Origin of the sequence: Micromonospora sp. BQ11 (genome assembly GCF_052068135.1) — a bacterium.
GTDB lineage: Bacteria > Actinomycetota > Actinomycetes > Mycobacteriales > Micromonosporaceae > Micromonospora.
The window spans coordinates 99,797-115,234 of record NZ_JBQHDB010000019.1; the positions used below are offsets into that span (position 1 = coordinate 99,797).

Genomic DNA, 15,438 nt, shown 5'->3' on the forward strand with positions numbered 1-15,438 from the left:
AGGCACCGCCCGGATACCCCATCGGGCGGGCTCGTCGAGCGCCCACTGCTGCAGGTCGCGGCCACGAACTCCGGCTGAAAACGTCTATCCTTTCATTTCAGAGGACGCTTTCTATCTCCCGGGCCCCACCAACCGCGCCTTCATCGGTGGATCGATCGAGGCTCAGATGGCGGCGACGATGTCTACTTCGACGAGGAACTCGGGCGCATAGAGAGCGGCGACGCCAACGATAGTTTGCGCCGGTGGTGGCGTCGTGCTCCCCTGCCGGAGGGCGGCGATGATCGGCGCCACAACTTCCTGTCGATAGTTGGCGATATAAATGGTTTCCTTCACCACGCGCGAACGGTTGGTGCCCGCAGCGGCAAGCGCTGTGTCGATGTTTTTGACAATCTGCTCGGCCTGCTGTCCGTAATCGCCCGCACCGACCAGATCTCCAGAGCTGGTCATGGCAACCTGCCCGGACAGGTACACCAGACCGACCTCCGGGAGAACGACGGCGTGGCTGAGAAGGCCCGGGAGGGGATGAAGACCCTCAGGATCGAGATGACGCAATGACATGAAAGATTACCTCCGCTATCGGTAGTGAACGGCCGGGACCGAATTTACGGGCGCACGACAATAACCCGGCTGGTCACATGATTCGGCTATGCCAAATTGTGGAAATTGCCATAACGTTACGAGACGCCCCTTAGCGCACGTGCAGCCCGAAACCTGTGCGGCCCTCGGGCTCCAGTCCCTTCTTCAGGGTCAGCGACGGCATCTCGTAGTCACCGAGGTTCTGCGGGCGGAATGCGATCGGCTCAGTCGACTCCAGGGTCAGCAGCCGCTGCTCCCAAGCCTTGGCGATCACCGAGTAGTCCTCGTCGGTAATCCGACCCGCGCCGTGCACCACAAACGGCGGCAGGACCTCCATGCCCGGGAAGTACAGGATGCCGTGGTTGATCGGGAACAGCACGTCGTCGATCGGGCCGTTGATCCCGCGCTCGGCGTAGTGCGACTCCGGGCCGCCAACGGTCACCGACAGCAGCGCCCGCCTGCCCGCGAGGGTTCCCTCGCCGAAGCGATCACCGTATTTGACGTCGCTGAACTCACCGATGCCGTGTGCGAAGTGAGCCGTGAAGACCCGGTCGACCCAGCCCTTGAGGATCGCCGGCATCGTGTACCACCACAACGGGAATTGGAAGATGACCACATCCGCCCAGAGAAGCTTCTCCTGCTCGGCCACGATGTCCGGAGTGAGGGTCCCGGTGTCGAAGGCCCGCCCCGAGTCCGCGCCGACGTTCAGCGGGCTCGAAGCAGACGGGCCGAAGTCCGCGGCGTCCGCAACCGCCTTCCAGTTCATCGCGTACAGGTCACTGACCCGCACCTGGTGCCCCGCCTTCTCCAGCGTGGCCACCGCCAGGTCCTTCAGCGAGCCGTTGAGCGATCTCGGCTCCGGGTGGGCGTAGACGATCAGCGTCTTCATGCCAACTCCTTCGAATCGGGTACCTCCCCGGCCAGCAGGTCCGACCGGGACTCTCGATAAGGCAAGCAACCAGGGACTACGGATCCTTCCCTCCAAGGCATGCATGCTTTGAAGGTTTGCTATAACCTGTTTTTATGGCTTCGTTGCGGGCGCTGGAGTGTCTGGTGGCAGTCGCCGACACTGGTTCGATCACGCGAGCTGCGCAGGTACTGCATTCGTCGCAGCCCGCGGTGTCACATCAACTGGCCGTGCTGGAACGCGAGACCCGGACGACTCTGCTGCGCCGGGAGCCTCGCGGGGTCAGGCTGACGGCTGCGGGCCGCGCCGCTGTCGCTCATGCTCGCCGGGCCATCGAGGCCGCGGCCTCGGCCGTGGGATCGGCGCGAGCCGTCGGTGAAGCGGCGGGTGGTGTGCTGCGGTTGGCTTGTGCCCAGAGTCTGACCGTGCCGCTGCTCGCCCCGGTCATCCGGGACTGGCACCGCCGTCATCCGCAGGTGACTATCAGTCTGCGGGAATCGGCAATCGCTGATGAGCTCTTCGGGCTGATCGATGCGGACGAGGTCGACGTCCTGCTGATGCCGGGCCCGGTGGACGAGCGCTTCAGCTCCGTCCTCGTCGCCGAGGAGGAGATCGTGCTGAGCGCTCCGAGCGATCATCGGCTGGCCGGGCAACCTTCGGTGAAACTGCCGGACCTCGATGGGGAGAGGCTGGTTCATTTCGGGCCGGACAACAGCTTGAGCAACTGGCTCGACTGGGCACTCAGCAAGGCCGGAGTCCGCGCGGAGGCGGTGATGAGGACTTCAGTCACCACCGCCGCGCCCCAGCTCGCAGCTGCCGGGCTGGGTGTCGCCGTGACTCCGGTCAGTGCGGTCAACGCCGGGTTCCCCGGGGCTGTTCGATCATTCTCGCCGCGATGGATCCGCTCTCTGGTCGCGATAACGCCGAGCGATCCGGACCCGCTCGCCAGCCGCTTCATCACCAACCTGCGTGCGCGTGGGTTGCGGGTGCCCCGTGACGTGCAGAACCAGCTCACTGATGACTCCTGAGCGCGAGACACCGCCCGCCACCCAAAATTTCGCCACATGAGCTGGTCCTGTATTCAGTTCTCCCCGTGCCGCTCTGCCCGACGTAACCGGCGGTCGACTATCAAGCCCAGCGTCCGCCGCCGTCCACATGGAGGGTCTCGCCCGTGATGAACGGATTGGTCAGCAAGGCACGAGCGGCCGCCGAGATGTCCGACGGCGCCCCAACGCGGCGGGCGGGGTTGGTGGCGGCAACCTTGTCGAAAAACGCCTGCTTCCCGGGTCCGACTGCGTCCCAGGCGCTGGTAGCGATGACGCCGGGTGAGATGGCGTTCACCCGGATGGGGGCCAGCTCGACCGCGAGGGCGGACACCATCGTGGTGACGCCACCATTGGTGGCCGCCATGGCCACGCCGCCGGGTGACGGTCGCCACGCGGCCAAGCCCGAGAAGAAGAGCAGCGAACCACCCACGGCGATCAGCGGCGTGAAATGCTTTGCCAACAGGAGGGGGCCGACGACCTTGGCATCGAAGGCCGCGAGCACGGCTCGTCGTTCGAGCGTGGCAACCGGCCCGTTGGCCCGTTGAGCCGCGACGCTGATCAGATGGTTGAGCTCGCCACCGGCGGCGACTGTTGCCGCCGCCGCCCGCAGCGACTCCTCATCGGCGAGATCTACAGCGAGCGTCTCGATGGTGTCCCCGGTGACCTGAGCCGCCGCGGCAACCTTCGTGGCATCCCGGCCGGCCAACATGACGTGAGCGCCTTCGTGCAGCAGATCGCTGGCCAAAGCCGTGGCAATGTCAGAGCCGCCGCCGACGATCATGACACGCTTACCTTGCAGTGAGTATGTCAAGGTTCCTCCTCGGTTCATTCGAATTCGGGCGCTCACAGCTGGTCGCATGGGGCCAGCAACGCTTGGTGGTCGGTTAGCGTCCAAGGCGCTCCGCCTCGACCTCGGCGGCGTGTGCGAGCCGCTCAACCCATTCCCGGTGATAGCGGTAGAGCACCCAGGTTCTTGCGGCCGAGTTCCTCCAGAAAGAAGTCGCCCTGTTGCGTCTCCTCAGTGAGGACTACAACCGGAAACGAGCCGAAGGCAAACTCCACGACGCCGCCCTCATCTGCCTCGCCCACCGCCGATGCGACCTCCTGTTCGCCATGCTCCCCGACAAGATCCCCTACCAACCTCGCCCCACCAGCCCCGTCCCCGCTTGACGAAACCCATAGGGACACCCCACCGCCGGCCCGGTCCCGGCCGATGCGACGAACCGGTGCTAATCACGTGAAACACGCATAAGCTGGGGTTCTCTGAGGAGCGAACCAGTTGCCCCGCTGGGCAACCACACCAGGCGGGAGAAGCTGCCATGACCAGCGTCAAGCTGTCCGTCATCTACTACTCGGCCACCGGTACCGTCCACGCGATGGCCGAGCGTCTGGCCGAAGCCGGGCAGAGGGCCGGAGCTGAGGTCCGTCTTCGGCAGTGCCCCGAGCTCGCCCCCGCCGAGGCCATCGCCTCCAACGCGGCATGGAGCCAACACTTCGACCGGACCAAGGACGAGCCGAAGGCCACCGCGGATGACATCGTCTGGGCTGACGCCGTGCTATTCGGCACCCCGGTCCGCTACGGCAACGTCTCCAGCCAGCTCAAACAGTTCCTGGACACGCTTGGTCCGCAGTGGGCGCAGGGGCTGCTGGCCGACAAGGTGTACGCCGGCTTCACCGCCGCGCAGACGAACCACGGCGGCCAGGAGGCGACGTTGCTGGCCCTCTACAACACCATCTACCACTTCGGCGGCATCATCGTGCCGCCCGGTTACACCGACCCGTTGAAGTTCGCCGACGGAAACCCCTATGGGGTCTCCCACGGCACGGGCGGCAACAACACCGACCCGCTGACCGAGGTGCAGTTCGCCGCCCTGAATCATATGGCGCAGCGGGTGGTCCGCTATGCCGGCAGACGCTGACGTCTGACGATCGCAACGACCTGGGAGGCGGCGAGGTGGGCGCTCGATCGACACGTACGTAGCGGGTCGGACACTGCGCCGGTGACCGTTCCCGCCCTGCCTCAACCGCTTCGACACCGTGCCCTGAGGAGATCTCGTCGTCATCGCATCGCTGTCCGGGCCGCTCCATGCCGCCTATGAGCCAGACCTCGAGCAGGCGTGGTCGTGCTCGAGCGGATGGGTCGGTGTCAGGCTGCCGCGTCGGCCAACTGCGGCGCGGCGGCCCGGTCCCCCCGCTCGCGCCGGGCCAGTCGGCCGGCGCCGAGCAGCACGACGAGCCCGGCCAGGGTGAGGGCCGCGCCCGCCCAGATCGGCGCGGTGTAGCCCAGTCCGGCGCTGATGGTCACCCCGCCGATCCACGCTCCCAGGGCGTTGCCCAGGTTGAACGCGGCGATGTTGGCGCCGGAGGCGAGGGTCGGCGCCCGGTTAGCGTATTTCATGATCCGCATCTGCAGCGGTGGCACGGTGGCGAAGCCGAAGGCGCCCATCAGCAGCAGCGACAGCACGGTGAGCACCGGGCTGGCCGCGGTCAGCGCGAAGCCGACCAGCACCAGGGTGAGCACCGCCAGCACGGCGACCAGGGTGCGGTGCAGGTCGCGGTCCGCGGCGCGCCCGCCGAGCAGGTTACCGGCGAACAGACCGACGCCGAAGAGCACCAGCAGCCACGGGACGGTGCCGGTGGCGAAGCCGCTGACCTCGGTGAGGAGGTACGCGATGTAGGTGAACGCGCCGAACATGCCGCCGAAGCCGAGGACGGTGACCAGTAGCGACAGCCACACCTGCGGGTGGGCGAACGCCCCCAGTTCGCCCCGGAGCCCACCGGCCGGCACGTCGCCGTCGGCCGCCGCGCGGGCGGGCACCAGGAGGGCCAGCGCGGCCAAGGCCAGCACGCCGATGCCGGTGATGGCCCAGAAGGTGGAGCGCCAGCCGAGGTGCTGGCCGAGGAAGGTGCCGAACGGGACGCCGAGGACGTTCGCGACGGTCAGGCCGGCGAACATCCTCGCGATCGCACCGGCCCGCCGGGCCGGCGCGACCAGCCCGGCGGCGACCACGGCGCCGATGCCGAAGAAGGCGCCGTGGCAGAGTGCGGCGAGGACCCGCCCGGCCAGCATCACGGCGTAGGTGTCCGCCAGCGCGGAGAGCAGGTTGCCGGCGATGAAGAGCACCATCAGCCCGAGCAGCACCTGCTTGCGGGGCAGCCGGGTGACCGCCGCGGTGAGGGCTACCCCGCCGACGGCGACGCTGAGCGCGTACCCGCTGATCAACCAGCCGGCCACCGACTCGGTGACCCGGAAGTCGTCGGCGACCTGGGGGAGCAGCCCCATGATCACGAATTCGGTGAGGCCGACGCCGAAGGCGCCGACCGCCAAGGCGAGCAGACCGCCGGGGAGTGCGCGGTTCCGAGGGGACATGAGGTTCCTATCTCTGTGTTAGCTGCGACGCGCCATGCGACCCCGGCACTCAATGGCTTCACAACGCCGGCGTTCGACCGCGCCAGGGCCTTCTACCTGTCGTGCGAATAGGACGAGGAGGCGCGGGTCCGGGACTACTACAAGACCGGCGATGGCAGGGTGCTGTTCCGGAAGGCGGATGCCAGGCAGCATTCGGGCGTACGGTCGCGCGTCGGCGGCCATGGCGGCGTGGCGGCCTTCGGGCTGAAAGGGAGCTGAGCGACGAGGATGGCCGCCTTGCCCTCGGGATCATCGACCACCGCCGGTCGGCACACAAATTGCACGCTCAAGGGTGAATAAGCATGATCAATCATCTCCCCGGCGATAGTCCTCGACGGCGGCGAGCCGGCGTGGTTGGGTGCACCCGTGGTCAGTCCCGGGTGCACCCAACGCCACCAGGCTCAGCGCTTGCGCCTGCGCGCTAGATCACGTCCAGGACGTGCGAGAGCTGCCGGCGGGGCTTCTGCCGCCAGTTGCCCTCGGCGGCGTAACCAATCGCGAGGAGCATCACCGGGAACTCGTCCGCGGCCAGCTCGAACTCCTCGGTGACGGCCTGTGCGTCGAAGCCGCTAATCGGCGAGGAGCCCAAGCCCATCGCATCGGCGGCGAACATCATGGTGCTGGCGACGAAGGTCCCCGACCGGACCCCCTCATCGCGCGCACGCCAAGCCTGCTCGAAGTACAGGCTCTTCGCCCCGCCCTCCCAGGCCCCGACGAGGGCCTCAGGCATGATCTCGGCCTCAACCGCCGGTCGCAACCGGTCGGCCACCGTCTCGTGGTCGGCCATCTGGCCGACCACGACGAAGGTCACCGCCGCTTCGGTGATCTTGGGCTGGTCCCAGCCGATCTTACGCAACCGCGCCTTAGCCTGAGGCGTCCGGACCGCGATGAGACGGTAGTTCTGCAGGTTGAAGGACGTCGGCGCCTTCCCCGCCAAGCGGACCAGCTCATTGATCGCTTCGTCGCTGACATCTCGAGTCGGATCGAAGAGATTGACCGTCCGGCGCTCTTCGATTGACTTGATGATCGGGTGCATTACAGTATTTCCTTTCGGATGGTGACATGCCGGCTTTCCCACCGGCGATAGTCGGCGGGCCCGGTTAGAGACTCGCTAACAGGTGCAGACCAGGCGAACCCGTCAGACGATGCTGTCGATTTCCTAATCACAATGCTTACGATCCGAATCGGTCAGCGGCGAGCGGTCAGAGAGTCTCGGACGGCGTCCAGACCAGCGGCCTGCGTGACGATCGGCTGGTAGCCGAGCTCGGCGACCGCTTTGTCGGTGCGTAGGGTGCAGTCCTGCCCCAAGAACCAGCGGCCCGGGACCGGAACGCGCGCCTCGGCGGTCGCGTAGTCCACATCGGGAATCGGGGTGTCGAGGCCATAGATCCGGAACAGTGTCTCGAGGAAATCGCGCAACGCCACCCGCTGCTGATCGGTGACGAAGTACGCCTCGCCCGTCCGGCCGTGCAACCAACCGCGGACAAGACCCTCAACCGCGTTGTCGACGTACGTGACGTCCGTAATCCACCGGCCGCCCTCGATCCAGGCGAACTCGCCCGCCTTGACCGATGCGACGAGGCTGTCGATCAGGATGCTTTCCGGGCCCCAGACGAACCGGGGCCGGATCGACACGGTGGTGAAGTCGTCGCTGCTGGCCTTCAGCATGAGAGTCTCGGCCTGCGCCTTCGTCGCGGAGTAAGCGGCCTCGGAGTCCGGGCGCAACGGCGCCGTCTCGTCCACGTCGACGAGCGGTTCGCCGGCGAGGAGGGCGGCCTCGCTGCCGCAGTGCACGAATCGGGGGACACCCGCGGCGCGGGCCGCGTCGACGACCGCGCGCGTCCCCGCCACCGTGACGAGGTCATGACGTGCGCGGTCGGCCGTGATGTCCGTCTCCGCAGCGAGATGGAACAGCACGTCACTGCCCTGTACCTCGTCGCGCCACATGCCCGGATCGGTCAGGTCGCCGGGCACCGGCTGCGCGCCGAGCGCCGACACGGCGTCGGCGGATGCCGTGCTGCGCACCAGCGCCCGCACGGTGTGCCCGTCGTCGAGCAAGCGGCGGATGAGCCGCCGGCCGATGAAGCCTGAACCACCTGTCACAAATGCCTCCGCCATCGGTCTCTCCTGTCTTCCGTGGCTCCTTCGACGGGCCCGTCTGGGGGCTCGTGGAAGTTCAGCAACCAGCGGCTTCGTATCGTTCCCTCCAAGACGCGCATGCTTTGGATAGAATGCATAACATTCTTTTATGGCTTCGTTGCGGGCACTGGAATGCCTTGTGGCAGTCGCCGGCACCGGTTCGATCACGCAGGCCGCGCAGCTGCTGCATTCCTCGCAGCCCGCCGTGTCCCATCAACTGGCCACGCTGGAACGCGAGACCGTGACGGCTCTGCTGCGCCGGGAACCGGGCGGGGTCAACTGACAGCCGCGGGCCGCGCCGCCGTCGCTGATGCACGCCGGTCCATCGAGGCGGCCGCCTCGGCGATGCAGTCGGCACGGGCCGTCGGCGAGGCCGCCGGGGGGGCACGCTGCGGCTGGCCTGCGCGCAGAGGCTTACCGTGCCGCTGCCCGCTCCGGTCGTCCGGGACTGGCACCGCCGGCATCCGCAGGTGACCATCAGCCTGCGGGAATCGGTGGTCGCGGACGAAATCTTCGGCTTGATGGAAGCGGACGAGGTGGACGTCCTGCTGCTGCCCGGCCCGGTGGTCGAGCGGCACAACGCCACCCTGATCGCGGAGGAAGAGATCGTGCCGTTCGCGCCGAGAGATCATCGGCTGGCCCGGGCGTACAGACGGAGTGGCCGGCGAAAGGGGCTGCCCTTGAACTGGCGGTGTCTGAGCCACCCAACGGCGGCAAGATCGTGCACCGGCAGCCTCTTGCAGCTGTCGCCCGGCCTCGTTAACGACACCGATCCCAGACATCGCCGCATACCAATGGGACCGGTGGTCGGAATCATCGGCGCCGCCCCGACCAAACCGAACTCGGCCGGGCCCACCCGGACGCACCTCCACACAGGGACGCTCGTCGGACGAGCAGCCCCAGAGCAGCCAAACGTCCACAAGGGCGGAAGAGCAGAAAGCCCGACCCGCGTTTCCGCAGGTCAGACTCTCTTGATCTTGTGCGCCCGAAGGGAATCGAACCCCTAATCTTCTGATCCGTAGTCAGATGTTGCCGGGTCGCACCGCTCGAAGTCGCCCCTGCCTTCGGTCCGCAGCTTGATCAGTCAGATCGGAGGCGGCCGAGGGCCCGACTCCCGCCTAGTTTCGACGCCCGATCTACCCAATGAGCGGCCGGTGCCTCATGGCACCGGCCGCTTCTTCTTGCCCGCTCAGCAACCAGTACACAGCCGATTCTCGGAGGCCAGTCGCCGACCGGGTGACGACGGATCGCGGGCGAAGCGGCCACGTCCGTAGCCCCATCGGGCACGGCCGGCACGGCCGTGGTGCGCGACAGCGGGGTCCGGAGTCGAGCGTGAAGCGCTTCACTTCGGACCCCGCTGTCGGCTGACCGGCGTTGCCCGACTGCTGGGCACCCGGGCGGGGAATGCCTACGAACTGCCGACGACGTGGCCCCGGCCGGGCGCGCTCTGGCGGTTGGTCAGCCGCCGGACGCCGTAGCCGATCAGGACGACAGCGGCCGTGATGAGCGCGGCCACCCAGGTGTCGAGGAAGATGCCGAGGACGATGAACATCAGCGCGATCCCGGCGCCGGTGAGCAGCGACATGATCAGCGCGCGCTGCTTCTGGTCCTGTGCCATGGGCGGAACCCCTTCTGGTACGAGCGTTCGGGACTGGGAGCCGGTCGACAGCGGTGTCGGAGATTCACCGGCGTTGCTTCGGCCTCATGTTTTCCGGCGTGTGAATTCGCGAAACCCCCATCGGGAGCAAGTTTCACGCGGTTCCTCGGAGCGCCACGACAGGCGGTGACGCGCGGCACGGCTGCCGCCACCGATCACGTGCCGTCCTGTGCGCGGGTAGCCACAACGCGGGCGCGCAAGACCGGGGGAAACACCCTGTGTCGCCCCCCGTACCGGCGGCTTGGGCTGTGGCCGTGACCATCTTGTGCGCATACCCAGTGACGTCCCCGACCTCCGGAGTGGCGCGATGACGCCGGCCGTTCGCAACCGGCGGATCAAGCCGTCGGTCGTCTCGATCCGCCCGCGCCCCTTCCGGTGATCCGCGCACGGATCCGAGCGAGGTGGGCCGGGCGGTCGGCATCGGCGCGGACCTGCCGGACGCCTTCGAGCAGCGCCGCGACCAGCGGATCCACGAGGCGTGGCAGGGCAACCGGAACCCGTTCGTGGACCATCCGGAGGGGACCGCGCGATCTCGGGCCGGCCTGCCCGGCGCTGCTTTCCGCCGCACCCACGGGCGCGAGGGCGCAGCGTGACGTCGACCAGGCGGGCCACGGCATGGACGAGTGCCGTTGGCACGGCGGTCAGCGTCCCGGGATGCCCCAGTCCGGCAGCCGGTCGGGGCCGACGAGCGGGTCACCGTCGACGCGTTGGCTCTCGGTGATGGCGAAGGCGTTGTCGAGCAGGAACACGCCGGCGTCGCCCAGGGTGGTGAGCCATCTGTTCGGCACGAGTTCGGCGCAGCGTCGGGCCACGGCGTCGAAGTAGGCGCCCAGGGTTGCCCAGCCGTTCGTGGGGTCGATGCCGGCGGCGGCCCGGGCGGGATCGACGGTGCGGTTGGTCTCGACCCTGGCATCGATGAGGTCGCTGAGGTACTCGCGGGTCAGGCGGGCGTCGTCGCGGTCGCCGAGACGGAAGTGCCCCGCCACGAGTGTGTCGAAGCGGTAGGCGAGGGTCATGTCCAGGGCGTGCACGAAGCCGGGCACGTCCTGGGCGATCGCCAGGTTCTTCAACGGTGCCGAGCCGGGAAACACCAGGTCGACATGCATCAGGGTGCGTTGGCGGGGCGCGCAGATGAACAGCTCGCCGGCCTGGTGGTTGTTGCCGTGGTAGTCCAGGTGCAGGGTCTGCCCACCGACCCGTACCGTGTGCCGGGCGCGGTTGCCCGAGAAGGTACGGGTCGGTAGCGGCCGGCGGGGGTCACCGGCGAGGGAGTTGCAATGGAACGTATGGCAAAGGTGCTGGCTGTGGCAGCGCTGACCGTGGTTAGCATCGCCGGTGCCACCTCCCCCGCGATGGCCAGCGGAGGCAGCCTGGTCGACATCAAGATCGGTGACGTCGTGCTGCACGACACCGTCGACGTCGGCGTCGCCGCCGCTCTCTGCGGCATCACCACCAAGGTGCTGAGCAACGACCTCAGCGACGACAATGAGGCGGCCTGCCCGCTGCTGTCGCCGGCCAAGGTCTACAAGAAGTAACACCCCCCACCCCCGGGGGCACCACGAACAACATCACGAGGATCCGGTGAGCCGGCCCTGACCAACCTGGTCAGGGCCGGCTTCAATGCGCCAGCTACTGACCGGTTCGCCACAGCAGGCACGGGTCCACCTGCGGCGGTCTTGAGCGTTGAATGGTGCTGCCTGCCGATCGCGACCCACGATCCTTCACGCCCGGCAGCTAGGAAGACCGCACGACCACCGGCCTGCCGCTCGTCGAGGGCACTCGGCTGATCATCAAGGCGACAGAGCGCCAAATTCGCGGTCGACATCTCCGCCATCGCGCGGGGGACGGACTCCGCATCGGCGACGTCGACGGTAATCACCGGTTACCGGGCAGGAGGCCACGAGGGGCTGCTCGACACGGACCGATCGGCACCGGCCGCCGTGCTATCGGCTCGGCCGGCCTACCAGCACGGCGCGCACAGGGCGGCTGCGCTGCTCAGCCGACGCTCCGCCAGGTGTCTCTCTCCTTCCCATAGACAGCCAGAAGCCCTGTGAGGTCCAGCACCCGACGCACGTGCCCGACTGGTTTGACCGCCGTCAGCCGCTTTTCGGCATCCGATGCCTCCCGATGAGCGCGCTCAGGACGATGGAGTCCAGGAACGCAAGCTGAGCCATGTCCACCCGCGCCCCTGGGGCACAGTAGGCCGCCTCCCGCAGCACGTCGGCGAAGCGGGCCACGCCGGAGAGGTCGATCTCCCCGGACAACAGCAGCGTCACCTCGTGCACGCCAGCGTCAAGACTGCACTGCCACGTACCCTCATCCCGCATTTTCGACTGCCTCACGGGTCCACTGGTTGGGGCCGCACTGTCACGCTGATCGTTGCCCTCGTGCCATCCGGACCGCTGTCGAGCATCAGCCCACCGCGGCCTGGCGGCGAAACGCCTCGGGTACTTACTCCGTCGAGCCACAGCGGATTCCTCCTCGGCAGGATGCGAGGCCAGGAGGTATCCGGTCTCAGGGATCACTTCACCCAGCGGGTCATGTTTCCAATGCCGTGCAGAACAGCCTCAACCGAGAGAAGGCTGCTCAATAGTATGAAACCGTCGATTGTCAGCTGCAGAGGACGCGTCTTGGGAGTCACCAGATAACGTCCCATTCGGCGTCCGAGGCGATGTACCGCCCGTGCTACTGTGGCTTCTGAGCACCGGAGTTGGGCTGCTGCGGCAGTGAGCGAAGAAGTCTTCCCCAACGCCAAGACAGCCTGCGCATCACTCCAAGCCTCATGGGGTACAACGACGGGCTTTGTCGCTCGAGGCGGGTCAGGCCAGAGGCCGTCCACCTCCTTGACAAATTTCTGCCAGTACGCTGGTACTTCAGAAGCCCGCCTCAGGTACCAGCCGCGGACGGCATTGGTGAGCTCCGCTGTGACTTCGATGCCCGGCAGGGCGCAAGCGATCGCCACACTGACGTTGGGCAGCCCGGAAACCTGACGTACCACAATGGCGCTGTCCGCTGTGGTTAGCGGAACGCACAAGGAGACCGCACGACCTGCTGCCACGAGGTCTTGAACGCTGCGTGAGCGATCGGTTCGATAGGGTATCCGCGGCTCAAATCCAGCGTGTATGCACGCCTCACGAAACAGCCTTCCTATTGCTGCGTCCGGGCTCACGACCCAATTCTCGTTCGCGAAGTCGGCCAGCGTGAGATTTGTTCTGTGAGCCAATGGATGGTTCACCGGCACCGCCACGCACAGCGGATCCCTGAACACATCATATCGATGTACTGCTTTCAGATGCTCATGATAGGGAGTTTGCAAACCGACGTAAACGTCGAGCGCTCCAGCGTTGAATCGTTCAGAGAGATCATCGTAGGAATCATCCACCAACTCCCACTCAACATCAGGCCACAAATCCCCGAAAAGAGCAGCTATCTCACCATGAGACACGACGTAGGTGCCGACTCGGAGTCGACGTGGCAAGGGTGAGGGAAATCTCATTGCATGTGCGAGCATCGGCTCAGCCAGTGTGATGGCGTCGGAGATCGCGACAGCCAATCCGGTGGACATCATACCCCGAGACGAGCGTTTCCACAGCTGGACGTCGAGATCTAATTCGGCGTTCGCTATGCGGCGGCTCACTGTCGACTGCGCGAGACCAAGCTCTCTGGCCGCAGCGGTGACGCTGCCGGTCTTGACCACGGCAGCTATGGTGTTCAGGTCTTCCCAACGAGGTTCCATATTTGGCCTGCAAGTCTTCCGATGCAGCGCTTGAAAAGCGGCATAATAGGCTGACGAATCCGGAGCGGCCAGCGGTATTGCTGAGCGCGATCCACCAAAAAGAACGACAGGTTACGCGAACGCGGACCATGTGCCTTGGCGCAGACGCAACCACGTACGACACGGTGACGAACTGAACCCGCGGCCATGACTATCTGCCCGACCGACAAGGAGGACAGACTTCCGGCTAGCCCTGGTTCTGAATCGAAGCGCAGTAGGCGGGGCGTTTATGCCGGAGTGGCCAGATCAGCATCCCAGGGCGTCGATGCACTTGTGGGAAAAAGCGTCGGGTTTCGGAGAATCCGGTCGAAGCCCTTCTCGGCAGCCCCGTACAACGCGGACTTCCCGTCAAGGTGCGAGGTCAGGATCCGTACTTGGCCACCAGTGGGCGCGAGCGCACGACGGCCGAAATCTTGTTCCAGCTCTTCGCGAATGAATGGGAAGAGGCGACTGAACAACCCGTCAAGAATAATAGCTTGAGGGCCAAAAACATTTGAGAGGCTCACCAAGCCTAGAGTCAGCCACCGGCTCACCGTGGACAGCGCCGCCTTCGCCGCAGCGTCGCCCTCACCGGCGCGAATCAAAAGCCGATCTACTGCCGCCCGCCCTCCAGCCGGATCCGCGCCGTAGTGCCTCAGCAATGCGTCTTCGCCAACTTCTGTTTCCCAACAGCCCCTTCCACCACACCGACATAGGCGCCCGCCGGTGTTGAGAATCATGTGGCCCACCTCGCCGGCTTGGCCACTCGCACCAATCATGGCCTTCCCACCTATAAAGACGCCTGCGCCCACGCCCACTTCACCGGAAATGTAGATTATATCGCGGTAGCCCAAACCGGCCCCACGAGTTCGTTCCGCCAATGCGCCGAGATCGGCCTCGTTCCCGACCAGGACCGGCAATGTGCTGTGCAGAGCGCGCGCCAATTCTTGCCCGAAGTCGACGTTCCGCCATCCGAGGTTGGGAGCGAGCAGGACGACACCCGAGGCCTCGTCCACCATGCCAGCTACCGCCGCACTAATGCTGACACAGGACGCACCAAACTCCTGTAACTGCGGATACGCTGACCTGGCGATGTCGTCGATGGTTACGGCCGGTGCCAGCCGGGATCTGGGTCGATCCGATCTTCGATAGGACAGTATCCGTCCGCCGAAGCCGATGATGGCGGTCGCGATGGAGTCGACGCCGACGTCAACTGCCAGGACGGTTGGTCCATCTTTTCGCGGCGATACCACAAGCGACGGACGCCCACGAGACGGCGCGGTTTCAGGGGCACTTTCTTCAGCGAGGCGGCGATCCACCAGCTCGGCTACGAGATTCGCCACCGTACTTCTCGTCAGGCCGCTCAACTTGGTCAATGCTGAGCGATCAGTTGCGCCGTGTCGATGCAGATGGGTGAGGACGAAGCTAAGGTTATGCAGTCGAAGCTGATCCTGCCGAGCTCCAGTCGAGGGCCGATCTTGTGCTTTGCCGCGCAAGCTAGCGTTAGACTCGGACATTATACGGACTCTCCTGCAACTTTCATGGTCCCGGTGATCCCTAACGTGCATCGTGCGGATCGTCTTTTGGATGCACAGGCACAGAGGCTCGGCCGCACATCGTACGGATGCCTGAATAGCTTTTCGGCAGCCTGTCTCTGACCGTCTGTATCTCCTGCAGCGGAGGACGGATTACGTTCTCCTCTGACACACCGGCGCAAGAGCAGTACTGCGGTGCGAAGCGGCACCTTGAGGGTCTTACCGCTGGGTCCTCACCGAGCTGGTCGGCAAGCGACAGGCTCTGGTCATGCCTAGTGAACGGCAGAGTCACCCAACCGCACTAGGTTGCCCAGCCAGGTCCGAAGGGCACGGGAGGCAGGCATGCAGTCGTGGGCTTTGACTCTGGCTCCCTCTCTTTGAAACGACATGCCATCTTTCTTGCGGTCCACGGTCA

General features: G+C 66.0%; 18 protein-coding genes, 1 tRNA gene and 1 pseudogene. 7 read left to right on the top strand and 13 right to left on the bottom strand.

Going from position 1 to position 15,438, the window contains the following annotated elements; translation table 11 throughout:
- Positions 1 to 162: 162 nt before the first annotated feature.
- Together ACTMSW_RS29370 and ACTMSW_RS29375 are read right to left on the bottom strand one after the other, a co-directional pair.
- Positions 163 to 558, bottom strand: coding sequence for a RidA family protein (locus tag ACTMSW_RS29370; protein ID WP_441183993.1), 396 nt, complete (start codon positions 556 to 558; stop codon positions 163 to 165).
- Between the two features lie 130 nt (positions 559 to 688).
- Complete coding sequence (locus ACTMSW_RS29375) at positions 689 to 1,465, bottom strand: NAD(P)H-dependent oxidoreductase (RefSeq protein ID WP_441183994.1); 777 nt, start codon at positions 1,463 to 1,465, stop codon at positions 689 to 691.
- Positions 1,466 to 1,599: 134 nt separating this feature from the next.
- Here ACTMSW_RS29375 and ACTMSW_RS29380 point away from each other — a divergent pair, with 134 nt between their 5' ends.
- Complete coding sequence (locus tag ACTMSW_RS29380) at positions 1,600 to 2,511, top strand: LysR family transcriptional regulator (RefSeq protein WP_441183995.1); 912 nt, start codon at positions 1,600 to 1,602, stop codon at positions 2,509 to 2,511.
- Positions 2,512 to 2,611: 100 nt separating this feature from the next.
- Here the strand turns inward: ACTMSW_RS29380 and ACTMSW_RS29385 are convergent, their stop codons facing one another.
- Both ACTMSW_RS29385 and ACTMSW_RS29390 read right to left on the bottom strand, forming a co-directional pair.
- A complete protein-coding gene (locus ACTMSW_RS29385) occupies positions 2,612 to 3,340 on the bottom strand; it encodes an SDR family oxidoreductase (protein WP_441183996.1) in 729 nt (242 codons plus the stop codon).
- Between the two features lie 122 nt (positions 3,341 to 3,462).
- Positions 3,463 to 3,618, bottom strand: a complete 156-nt coding sequence (locus ACTMSW_RS29390) for a hypothetical protein (RefSeq protein WP_441184039.1) — start codon at positions 3,616 to 3,618, stop codon at positions 3,463 to 3,465.
- On the opposite strand from ACTMSW_RS29390, the pseudogene ACTMSW_RS29395 reads away from it, so the two are divergent.
- Together ACTMSW_RS29395 and wrbA are read left to right on the top strand one after the other, a co-directional pair.
- Positions 3,559 to 3,699 (top strand): annotated as a pseudogene (locus ACTMSW_RS29395) (IS110 family transposase); the annotation flags it as partial. The gene ACTMSW_RS29390 and the pseudogene ACTMSW_RS29395 sit on opposite strands and share 60 nt — an antisense overlap.
- 149 nt (positions 3,700 to 3,848) lie before the next feature.
- Positions 3,849 to 4,448, top strand: coding sequence for an NAD(P)H:quinone oxidoreductase (gene wrbA / locus ACTMSW_RS29400; protein WP_441183997.1), 600 nt, complete (start codon positions 3,849 to 3,851; stop codon positions 4,446 to 4,448).
- Between the two features lie 227 nt (positions 4,449 to 4,675).
- Here the strand turns inward: wrbA and ACTMSW_RS29405 are convergent, their stop codons facing one another.
- From ACTMSW_RS29405 to ACTMSW_RS29415, 3 genes are all read right to left on the bottom strand, one after another.
- The gene (locus ACTMSW_RS29405; RefSeq protein WP_441183999.1) at positions 4,676 to 5,899 is read right to left on the bottom strand and encodes an MFS transporter; all 1,224 of its coding nucleotides are present in this window, start codon (positions 5,897 to 5,899) and stop codon (positions 4,676 to 4,678) included.
- A 460-nt stretch (positions 5,900 to 6,359) separates the two neighbouring features.
- Positions 6,360 to 6,974 (bottom strand): nitroreductase family protein, encoded by a 615-nt coding sequence (locus ACTMSW_RS29410; protein ID WP_441184000.1) that lies wholly within the window; start codon positions 6,972 to 6,974, stop codon positions 6,360 to 6,362.
- Between the two features lie 152 nt (positions 6,975 to 7,126).
- Positions 7,127 to 8,056, bottom strand: a complete 930-nt coding sequence (locus ACTMSW_RS29415; RefSeq protein WP_441184001.1) for an NAD-dependent epimerase/dehydratase family protein — start codon at positions 8,054 to 8,056, stop codon at positions 7,127 to 7,129.
- A 130-nt stretch (positions 8,057 to 8,186) separates the two neighbouring features.
- Here ACTMSW_RS29415 and ACTMSW_RS29420 point away from each other — a divergent pair, with 130 nt between their 5' ends.
- Both ACTMSW_RS29420 and ACTMSW_RS29425 read left to right on the top strand, forming a co-directional pair.
- Positions 8,187 to 8,360: a helix-turn-helix domain-containing protein gene (locus tag ACTMSW_RS29420; protein WP_441184002.1), complete on the top strand. Its 174-nt coding sequence runs from the start codon at positions 8,187 to 8,189 to the stop codon at positions 8,358 to 8,360.
- Between the two features lie 136 nt (positions 8,361 to 8,496).
- The gene (locus tag ACTMSW_RS29425; protein WP_441184004.1) at positions 8,497 to 9,084 is read left to right on the top strand and encodes a LysR substrate-binding domain-containing protein; all 588 of its coding nucleotides are present in this window, start codon (positions 8,497 to 8,499) and stop codon (positions 9,082 to 9,084) included.
- Here ACTMSW_RS29425 and ACTMSW_RS29430 read toward each other — a convergent pair.
- Both ACTMSW_RS29430 and ACTMSW_RS29435 read right to left on the bottom strand, forming a co-directional pair.
- Positions 9,058 to 9,123, bottom strand: a tRNA-Ser gene (locus ACTMSW_RS29430). The two genes, ACTMSW_RS29425 and ACTMSW_RS29430, sit on opposite strands and share 27 nt — an antisense overlap.
- A 362-nt stretch (positions 9,124 to 9,485) precedes the next feature.
- Complete coding sequence (locus ACTMSW_RS29435) at positions 9,486 to 9,695, bottom strand: hypothetical protein (RefSeq protein ID WP_441184005.1); 210 nt, start codon at positions 9,693 to 9,695, stop codon at positions 9,486 to 9,488.
- A gap of 440 nt (positions 9,696 to 10,135) precedes the next feature.
- Here ACTMSW_RS29435 and ACTMSW_RS29440 point away from each other — a divergent pair, with 440 nt between their 5' ends.
- On the top strand, positions 10,136 to 10,327 hold the full coding sequence (locus ACTMSW_RS29440) for an endonuclease (protein ID WP_441184007.1): 192 nt from the start codon (positions 10,136 to 10,138) through the stop codon (positions 10,325 to 10,327).
- Between the two features lie 48 nt (positions 10,328 to 10,375).
- Here ACTMSW_RS29440 and ACTMSW_RS29445 read toward each other — a convergent pair whose 3' ends face one another.
- The gene (locus ACTMSW_RS29445; protein ID WP_441184008.1) at positions 10,376 to 10,840 is read right to left on the bottom strand and encodes a hypothetical protein; all 465 of its coding nucleotides are present in this window, start codon (positions 10,838 to 10,840) and stop codon (positions 10,376 to 10,378) included.
- A gap of 171 nt (positions 10,841 to 11,011) precedes the next feature.
- Between ACTMSW_RS29445 and ACTMSW_RS29450 the strand changes: the two genes are divergently transcribed.
- A complete protein-coding gene (locus ACTMSW_RS29450) occupies positions 11,012 to 11,269 on the top strand; it encodes a hypothetical protein (protein WP_441184009.1) in 258 nt (85 codons plus the stop codon).
- 561 nt (positions 11,270 to 11,830) lie between these two features.
- Here ACTMSW_RS29450 and ACTMSW_RS29455 read toward each other — a convergent pair.
- The 3 genes from ACTMSW_RS29455 to ACTMSW_RS29465 form a co-directional block, all read right to left on the bottom strand.
- Positions 11,831 to 12,010: an STAS domain-containing protein gene (locus tag ACTMSW_RS29455; RefSeq protein WP_441184010.1), complete on the bottom strand. Its 180-nt coding sequence runs from the start codon at positions 12,008 to 12,010 to the stop codon at positions 11,831 to 11,833.
- Positions 12,011 to 12,255: 245 nt separating this feature from the next.
- Positions 12,256 to 13,470, bottom strand: a complete 1,215-nt coding sequence (locus tag ACTMSW_RS29460) for a LysR family transcriptional regulator (protein ID WP_441184011.1) — start codon at positions 13,468 to 13,470, stop codon at positions 12,256 to 12,258.
- Between the two features lie 266 nt (positions 13,471 to 13,736).
- Positions 13,737 to 14,831, bottom strand: a complete 1,095-nt coding sequence (locus tag ACTMSW_RS29465; RefSeq protein ID WP_441184012.1) for an ROK family protein — start codon at positions 14,829 to 14,831, stop codon at positions 13,737 to 13,739.
- Positions 14,832 to 15,438: the final 607 nt, after the last annotated feature.

Excerpts from the sequence above, each read along its gene's own strand:
- ACTMSW_RS29445 (WP_441184008.1), bottom strand. The coding sequence starts at position 10,840 with ATGCATGTCGACCTGGTGTTTCCCGGCTCGGCACCGTTGAAGAACCTG.
- ACTMSW_RS29405 (WP_441183999.1), bottom strand. The coding sequence starts at position 5,899 with ATGTCCCCTCGGAACCGCGCACTCCCCGGCGGTCTGCTCGCCTTGGCG.
- ACTMSW_RS29410 (WP_441184000.1), bottom strand. The coding sequence starts at position 6,974 with ATGCACCCGATCATCAAGTCAATCGAAGAGCGCCGGACGGTCAATCTC.
- ACTMSW_RS29415 (WP_441184001.1), bottom strand. The coding sequence starts at position 8,056 with ATGGCGGAGGCATTTGTGACAGGTGGTTCAGGCTTCATCGGCCGGCGG.
- ACTMSW_RS29435 (WP_441184005.1), bottom strand. The coding sequence starts at position 9,695 with ATGGCACAGGACCAGAAGCAGCGCGCGCTGATCATGTCGCTGCTCACC.
- ACTMSW_RS29380 (WP_441183995.1), top strand. The coding sequence starts at position 1,600 with ATGGCTTCGTTGCGGGCGCTGGAGTGTCTGGTGGCAGTCGCCGACACT.
- ACTMSW_RS29420 (WP_441184002.1), top strand. The coding sequence starts at position 8,187 with ATGGCTTCGTTGCGGGCACTGGAATGCCTTGTGGCAGTCGCCGGCACC.
- ACTMSW_RS29375 (WP_441183994.1), bottom strand. The coding sequence starts at position 1,465 with ATGAAGACGCTGATCGTCTACGCCCACCCGGAGCCGAGATCGCTCAAC.
- ACTMSW_RS29450 (WP_441184009.1), top strand. The coding sequence starts at position 11,012 with ATGGAACGTATGGCAAAGGTGCTGGCTGTGGCAGCGCTGACCGTGGTT.
- ACTMSW_RS29460 (WP_441184011.1), bottom strand. The coding sequence starts at position 13,470 with ATGGAACCTCGTTGGGAAGACCTGAACACCATAGCTGCCGTGGTCAAG.
- wrbA (WP_441183997.1), top strand. The coding sequence starts at position 3,849 with ATGACCAGCGTCAAGCTGTCCGTCATCTACTACTCGGCCACCGGTACC.
- ACTMSW_RS29370 (WP_441183993.1), bottom strand. The coding sequence starts at position 558 with ATGTCATTGCGTCATCTCGATCCTGAGGGTCTTCATCCCCTCCCGGGC.